Annotated in this window: 7 protein-coding genes and 2 pseudogenes; 2 read left to right on the plus strand and 7 right to left on the minus strand. The window is 52.7% G+C overall.

Annotated features, from left to right (window positions below; genetic code table 11):
• Positions 1–72 precede the first annotated feature (72 nt).
• The 7 genes from AN476_RS21750 to AN476_RS21780 all read right to left on the minus strand — a co-directional run bounded on the left by AN476_RS21750 (position 73) and on the right by AN476_RS21780 (position 5782).
• Positions 73–1149: a stealth family protein gene (locus AN476_RS21750; RefSeq protein ID WP_253279968.1), complete on the minus strand. Its 1077-nt coding sequence runs from the start codon at positions 1147–1149 to the stop codon at positions 73–75.
• Positions 1146–1652, minus strand: a complete 507-nt coding sequence (locus tag AN476_RS21755) for an aggregation factor core protein MAFp3, isoform C (protein WP_253279969.1) — start codon at positions 1650–1652, stop codon at positions 1146–1148. The genes AN476_RS21750 and AN476_RS21755 overlap by 4 nt, the downstream gene beginning before the upstream one ends.
• Before the next feature lie 119 nt (positions 1653–1771).
• Positions 1772–2257: a fasciclin domain-containing protein gene (locus AN476_RS21760; RefSeq protein ID WP_054463863.1), complete on the minus strand. Its 486-nt coding sequence runs from the start codon at positions 2255–2257 to the stop codon at positions 1772–1774.
• A gap of 210 nt (positions 2258–2467) precedes the next feature.
• Entirely contained in the window at positions 2468–3130 is a 663-nt protein-coding gene (locus tag AN476_RS21765; protein ID WP_054463864.1) for an SDR family NAD(P)-dependent oxidoreductase, read from the minus strand.
• Positions 3131–3271: 141 nt separating this feature from the next.
• Positions 3272–3673 carry a thiol-disulfide oxidoreductase DCC family protein gene (locus tag AN476_RS21770; protein ID WP_054463865.1) on the minus strand — a complete coding sequence of 134 codons (402 nt, stop codon included), beginning with the start codon at positions 3671–3673 and terminating at the stop codon, positions 3272–3274.
• Positions 3673–4197 (minus strand): glutathione peroxidase, encoded by a 525-nt coding sequence (locus tag AN476_RS21775; RefSeq protein ID WP_371257381.1) that lies wholly within the window; start codon positions 4195–4197, stop codon positions 3673–3675. The genes AN476_RS21770 and AN476_RS21775 overlap by 1 nt, the downstream gene beginning before the upstream one ends.
• Positions 4198–4369: 172 nt before the next feature.
• Positions 4370–5782 (minus strand): deoxyribodipyrimidine photo-lyase, encoded by a 1413-nt coding sequence (locus tag AN476_RS21780; RefSeq protein WP_054463866.1) that lies wholly within the window; start codon positions 5780–5782, stop codon positions 4370–4372.
• Between the two features lie 282 nt (positions 5783–6064).
• Here AN476_RS21780 and AN476_RS21785 point away from each other — a divergent pair.
• Both AN476_RS21785 and AN476_RS23465 read left to right on the plus strand, forming a co-directional pair.
• Positions 6065–6794 (plus strand): annotated as a pseudogene (locus AN476_RS21785) (IS5 family transposase).
• A gap of 55 nt (positions 6795–6849) precedes the next feature.
• Positions 6850–7049, plus strand: a pseudogene (locus AN476_RS23465) (transposase); the annotation flags it as partial.

A 7049-nucleotide genomic window follows, 5' to 3' on the forward strand; every position in this document is an offset into this window, starting at 1 on the left:
GGGCTGATCAGTACAGCTTTTCTGCTAAAAGCAGTCATTCTATGCGCGGACTTGATCCGAGACATGGATACTTCAAGCCTGCTCCAAAAATAGGTCATCAGATAAAACAGTTGGCTCATTGGTGACCGAGATAGGTTCTTGCTTGTTAGGCAAAGATTGATCATCGATGAAGCCCCCGATAGCTAAACTGATCCATTCGCGGGCCTCGGGAACCACCAGTTCAAGCTGAGGCAGGTCATTTACACACAAAAATTTAAACGCCGAATTTGCCGCTTTCCCCAACAAGGATAGGGTTTCAGTCGGGCAGCGATCACGGCCTTGTCCGCTTTTGATATGGAGGTGGTCTGGAACGCGTATAAGAACCGCTTTCTGGGCCGCAATGCTGGCGTGACTAAATAGGCCCTGAGGTAAGAACTGGCTGAGATCACGAAAGCGGTGGCGAATATTGCTAACAAAAGCTCTATTGTGTTGGTCAAACAGTTGGGCCATGACAGACTTCAGCATCGGATGAACGACATGGGCGGATGCGAACAATCGGGTGTCTTCAAACCCTAGAATCCGCGCGGCATTCAGTTGCATGTAGTGATTGAACTTTGCCGGGTCGCGCCGCACGCTCGGGTTTTTCAACGTTTCAGCGTAATCCACCCACTGCCCGCGAAGTACAGGGATGAGCCCCTGAAAGACATCCGTAGGTTTCAAAGGCGCACTCAGGAAAACATCATCATTGAAGTATATGAAACGCTCGCTGAGCCCAGGTATCCGCCACAGCAGGGTTTCAATGGCCAAGGAATTGAAAGTGGGGAGAAACTCTATGAACTCAGCAAAAATCTCACGATGAAAAACGAAGGTGACTTTGGCACGTAGTTTGTCAGAAAGAGATCGAAGGTCTGGTGTTTCCTCGTCGACCACAATCCAAATTCTGCCCACCCAAGGCGCGTGGTTTTCTATGGATTGCAGGCAGTACAAAATCTCATCGTTACAGGCCCACCGATGCGGATTGGTTGCGTTTTCATGAAGCGGGACCTCAGCCTGCGACATGTGGAGCTGCCGCTTGCGCCGATGACTGTCTGAACTTCCATTGACCCAAGTAATGACGGCATCAATCGGGGTCAGAAGGTCATCTCTTTGAGGGGGCATATTCTTTTTCACGCGGCACAGCTTGAAACAGGCAGCACCGCCTGTGCTTTTGCTGACATGGCTTCGTGGTAATTTTGCCCGAGTGTTTTCACGGTTACTTCGGCTCCAGAAATCTCGTGTCCGGCGACCATGGTTTCAGTTCGTCCACTTGTGTCATCGATATCAATCGTAAAACCTACGGTTTCGCCAGGCGCCAGGCTGGAAAGTTCCAAGGTCACCGTCGTATCGCCATCTGTAATCATTGAGTGCTGCTGAACGACGTCTTGCCCGGAAACGAGCTCGAAAGGTTGAAAGACCTCAACCCCGTGCCCGCTGTCGGTGACATCAAATACGAGACCGGATGCCGCCGTTGACAGATCTATGGTGAGGATTGTCGCCGCCAAATCACAGCGCCCGGTGTTTTCAATCACAAACCGGTCCTTTGGCGCACCTTCGATAAATGAGACTGTCACTTGTGCCAGTGCCGGAGTTGACAGGATTGCCGATGCTGCGAATAGGGCAAGTGCCTTGATCATGTTTTTAATCCTTTGGTTTCTCATCGAACAAGCTGATCAGCAAAGTCTCGCAGTGCGTTCGTGCAGATACGCACCTCTGAGAGCCAAAGCTCGAAAAGGTGCGTGACTTCTTCGGTTGGCTATTCAGGCAGAATGACCGCATCTATCACGTGGATGACGCCGTTGGACGTCGCAATATCTGCCGAGACAACTTTTGCGCCGTTAATCGTGACACCACCTTGGGTCATAATCGCGAGATCGCTGCCCTGCACTGTCGTGGCCATCATATTGTTGCTCAGGTCCGTGCTCAGCACTTTTCCGGGCACAACATGGTAGGTGAGAATAGAAACAAGCTGGGCCTTGTTTTCGGGCTTTAGCAGTTCCTCGACTGTGCCATTAGGAAGGGCGGCGAAGGCTTCATCGGTTGGGGCAAAGACTGTGAACGGTCCATCGCCTTTTAGGGTATCTACCAAACCGGCGGCTTGTACCGCGGCCACAAGGGTCCCGAAAGAGCCTGCAGAGACGGCGGTATCCACAATGTCTTTTGAGTGGCCGTCTGCCAGTGCGACGGATGCGGATAACATGGCAACGGCTGCCGATGTTGCGAGGAAAGTTCTACGAAACATGGTTTCTCCATTTGGTTACTTCCCGCATCATGCGGAATAGTATTGTTACGGAGTTCCTTCCCAATTGGATCATCGTTTTGTCTGTTTTTTCAGAAAATCTTTTTCTCTGACCGTATGTCTTCACCTGTTTTGGTGTAGCTCTATTGACCCGCCTGGGGATGAAAAGGCACCTTTAAACGAATGACTCCTTTTTATATGGCTGGCCGGACTTTACCATGGAATTGGTTTTCCTGCCCAATCAAAGAAATGGCCGCTATCCTCGGGCGTTAAGTTGTCGAGGGTGTTTAGAATATGGACTGCAGCCTGATGCGGGCTAACAGATTGATGATTTGGGTAGTTTTTTGTAAACTCTGTCGCGACGGTTCCAGGATGAACGGCTGTGCAAACCAAGTTTTTGTGTGTTCGGGAAAGCTCAATTGATGCAGTGCGAAGGACTTGATTGAGCGCGGATTTGGACGTGCGATAGGAATACCAGCCCCCCAATTTATTGTCGCCGATTGAGCCGACTCGAGCCGAAAGTGCTGCAAAAACCGACCTTTTTCTTTTGTGGAGTAATTTTATTGAATGCTTCAGAATCAAAGCAGGGCCAATTGCATTTGCAGCAAAAAGGTCGGACATTTCTTTTGCGGATAAACTGCGCAGAGTTTTTTCCGGTCCCTGGCCATTTGACAGGATTCCAGAGGCGACGAGGATCAGGTCAAACGGTGTGTCCAACCGCCCCAGGGTTGTTGCAACGCTGTCTTCGCAGGTAACGTCGAAACCGTCCTTCGACCGTGATAGTCGGGTTACGCTATAGCCTCTGGCTTCCAGTTCCTGCGCGAGGGCCAGACCAATGCCACCCGAGGCCCCAATGACAAGTGCATTTTGTTCCATGTCATATTGTCCACTTCAGGTAAACGATCGCGGCATTTATAGAAAGACTTACGCCCATGACCCCGATCGGGATGAACAGCAAAGATGCCATTTGTGTCATTCTCAATCACCTCTTTTGGTCAGTGTCCCAAAAGGTAAGCATCAGGTGCGACGCAAAATACTATGGAATAAATGTATGCAGGCTGCGATCAGCGGGCGCAGAGGTAGAAACAGGCGGTAAAGCAGCTCCAAGACCAGTGCTACTGCGGGCCGATCAGCTAGTTTCACCATCCAGTTCCAGGATGGCAGAACACGCCAGACCTCGATAAAGCCTCGTGCGCCCGACAGCTGCTGCCCATTCGGCAAACGTATGTGAAATCTGGCCAATGCCTGGTCTTGGGTTATCTGGGCATCACCCGTGAAGTTTTCAGAGGAAACATCAACGAAGCGCAGGGCTTGATGACAGTCTGCCCGATTGTACAGATCAATCTCCGAGGCGCATAGTGGACAGGATCCGTCATAAAATACGGTGAGCTTTTCGGGCTGGCGCAGCGGCTTGGTCATCACTGTAAAATACCTTCGATATCGCGGAGGATTTCAGCGGACTGCGGTCTAATATTGGACTTATAGGTTGCCACCACATCCCCCTTCGGTCCGATCAGTACTTTGCTAAAGTTCCATTTTGGCTCAAACCCGATTTCATGCATCAGCGATTGATAGAACGGATGCGCCTGCGGGCCTGAGACCTGAGTGATAGCGGCCATGGGAAGATCAATTCCGTAGTTTAACTCGCAGAAAGTCTTGACCTGTTGTTCACTTGCCAGCTCTTGCCGAAAGTCGTTGGAAGGGACCGCCACGACCACGAGGCCCGCGGCACGGTAGGTTTCATACAGACTTTGTAGACCGCTGTACTGCTTGGTATAGGCGCATCTAGAAGCCGTATTCACAACCAAAATTGGCTGCCCGGACCAGTCAGACAAGGCCAAGCTACCTCCATCAATGGATGCAAATGGGGTTGTTAGATCTAGAGCCCTCACCTGATACCCTGCGAGAATAAACACCGCCAAAAAGACTATTCTACCCATCATGGCTTCCTCCTTGTGTGGTGACTACGGTCAGAGTGCAGGTTTGGATCACTTTGCGCTTGGAGGCGCCAGAATGGACAGATCTAGTTCGAAACAGGGCGGAGGTTGGAGCCTATTGTTATCTGGGGCAGCTGCAAGGTTTCTGAACCAAACCAAAACGGCTTAGCCTCCTAGTTCATAGGTTTTCGTAGGCCTTCAAAGCCCTATGCCTGCCTTCTGCGAGCCTGATGATTGGGCTCGGGTAGGGATCGACTTGTGAAAGCCGCCAAGCGCGAGGACAAGCCTCAAAGAAGGCCAAGGCTTCTGAACCTGCCTCTGGTGAAAGCTCAGCCAGAAACCTTTTGATGTATGCCTGATCCGCATCGAATTTTTCTGCCTGGGTCTCAGGATTGAAAATGCGAAAATAGGGGGAAGCATCCGGACCGCTTCCTGCAACCCATTGCCATCCCATTGCGTTGGCGGCAGGGTCCCAGTCCGTCAGGCATTCTTCGAACCACTTCTGCCCAATCCGCCAGTGCTTTAGCATGTGCTTTGTAAGAAATGAGCCAACAATCATACGACCCCGATTGTGCATGTGGCCTGTCACATACATCTCTCGCATGGCTGCATCGACAAGCGGAATACCTGTCCGGCCCTGTTTCCACTGCAGAACCGCTTCGTCTTCTTCTTCTGACCAAGGAAATGCGTCCCACTCAGGTTTCCAATTCTCTTTAGTGATCCTGGGAGTATTGAAAACGAGATGGTACGCAAATTCACGCCACACGAGTTCTTTTAGGAAATGCTCCGCCCCTCGGTGGCCTTTCTTATGCGCCTGCAAGCCTGCGTGCCAAACAGTACGTGGCCCGATCTCTCCCCAGGCCAAAAATTCTGAGAGATGCGAGGTTGCATTCAGTGCTGGGTAATCACGCAGGTCTTTGTAATCTTTGATTGCCCCCCGGGCAAAACGCGCGAGGCGCTCCTTGGCTGCAGCTTCGCCAATTTGAGCGTATCGATTCAGTACTCGCCCGCCATATTTCATGCCTTTTTCGAGAGCCCAGTCCTCCAAACGATCCGAGACAGGCCAGTTCGCAGGTGCCACAATGCGCTCAGGTGCGGCATCAGGCTGCGCGACATCAAGGTCTTTTACGGCACGCCACATAGGGCTGTAGACCTGATAAAAACCACCTTTCTTGGTGGCGATTGTCCAAGGTTCAAACAGAATATGTCCGGGCCAGCTCTTTGCACGGAGCCCCGCGCGCTTTAGTTCTGATTTGGCGCGAGTGTCACGTTTTATTGCATCAGGATCATAAGCACGAGACCACCAGATGTCCTCTGCACCGGTCTCCTTCGCCAAGTTGAGCAACTCGGTTTCTGCCGTTCCGCGACGCAGGATCAACCGGGATCCAATCTTTTGCAGAGCTACATCAAAGTGTTCGATGGCCTTGGACATGCGCCATTTGGAGGCGGCTCCAAAGGTATTTGCGACTTCATCCAGAAGAACCACAGGAATGATCGGGCGCCCGGATTTACTGGCTTCACAAAGCGCCGGATGGTCCGCCAGCCTGAAGTCCCGTCTAAACCAGAGGATAATGGGTTTTACATCGCTCATCGTCGCTTACTTTAATCTGCTTTTTCTCTGTTACGCACGAGATCCAGATAGTGTGGTTTTGTTTTTTTGCCGATAGTTGTGTTTTCGCGTAAGCAATGCCGTCCAAGGGTTCCCCTTTCAGTGACGATGTGGTCAGCCCCTTCGCCACGAATGCGCGCTGGTTGGATCGTACCCTGACTTTGCAATGCACAATTTAGCGCATAGCAGCCATTGGAGCGGCGTTGTTGCAGAACTTGATCAATGCGGATTCACTTTGAGAATCCGGTGGGTTAAGAGGCTCGCATGAGCAAGCCCGTACCCGCCCGCTACCGCACGACGAACTGGAAGTCCTACAACGACGCGCTGAAGCAGCGTGGCTCGCTGCTGATCTGGCTGGACAAGGACATGGTGTGGCTGGCACCCAGAGCCGCTCGCAACGGCCACCCTGCAGTGTTCTGGGATGCGGCGATCCAGTTTTGTTTGATGGTGAAAGTGCTGTGTGGCCTGCTGTTGAGGCAAACGACCGGGATGGTGGGCAGCACCCTGACGATGGCCGGGCTGGACTGGCCGGGGCCCGACTTTTCCACCCTGAGCCGACTCCAGAAATCCATCACCGTCCAGATATCGGGCCGTCGCGCGGCAGGCCCGCTGAACCTGTTGGTAGACAGTACCGGGATCAAGTTCCTCGGCGCTGGCGAGTGGCTGGCCCGCAAGCATGGAACCCATCGCAGGCGCCGCCGCCGTCATCCCCATCCGTAAGAACGGGCGCCTTTGGAAAGAAAACTGTCCAGCCGCAACGGCTCGCAACGAGATCCTGCGCGCCACCCGGCGCCTCGGGCGGGCCATCTGGAAGCGATGGACTGGCTATCATGCCCGAAGTCGGATCGAGGCAAAGATGCGATGCCTGAAATCCTTCGGCGAACGCATCGCCTCACGGGACCCCGACCGCCAGACCGCCGAAACCCACATCCGTATCGCTCTCATGAACCGCTTCAACGATCTCGGCATCGCCGAGATCGAACGCGTGGCCTGAACTCAATGGGAAAGGGAAAACTCGCTCAATTTCTGGGTTCTGCAACAATGCCCAGACAGTAGAAGATTGCGCTGTACCGGGGCACTGGTAAGGTGATCTGATCACAGGTCCAAGCAACGGCTTCATCGCCACACTGGTCGAGCGCAACACTCGCTTTGTGATGCTGGCAAAGGTCAGCAACAAGGACAGTCACAGCGTCATTCAAGCGCTTATCAAACAATCCCGTAAACTGCCCAAGGAGCTGTACCGTTCTCT

It is taken from the genome of Phaeobacter sp. 11ANDIMAR09 (genome assembly GCF_001294455.1).
Lineage (GTDB): Bacteria > Pseudomonadota > Alphaproteobacteria > Rhodobacterales > Rhodobacteraceae > Pseudophaeobacter.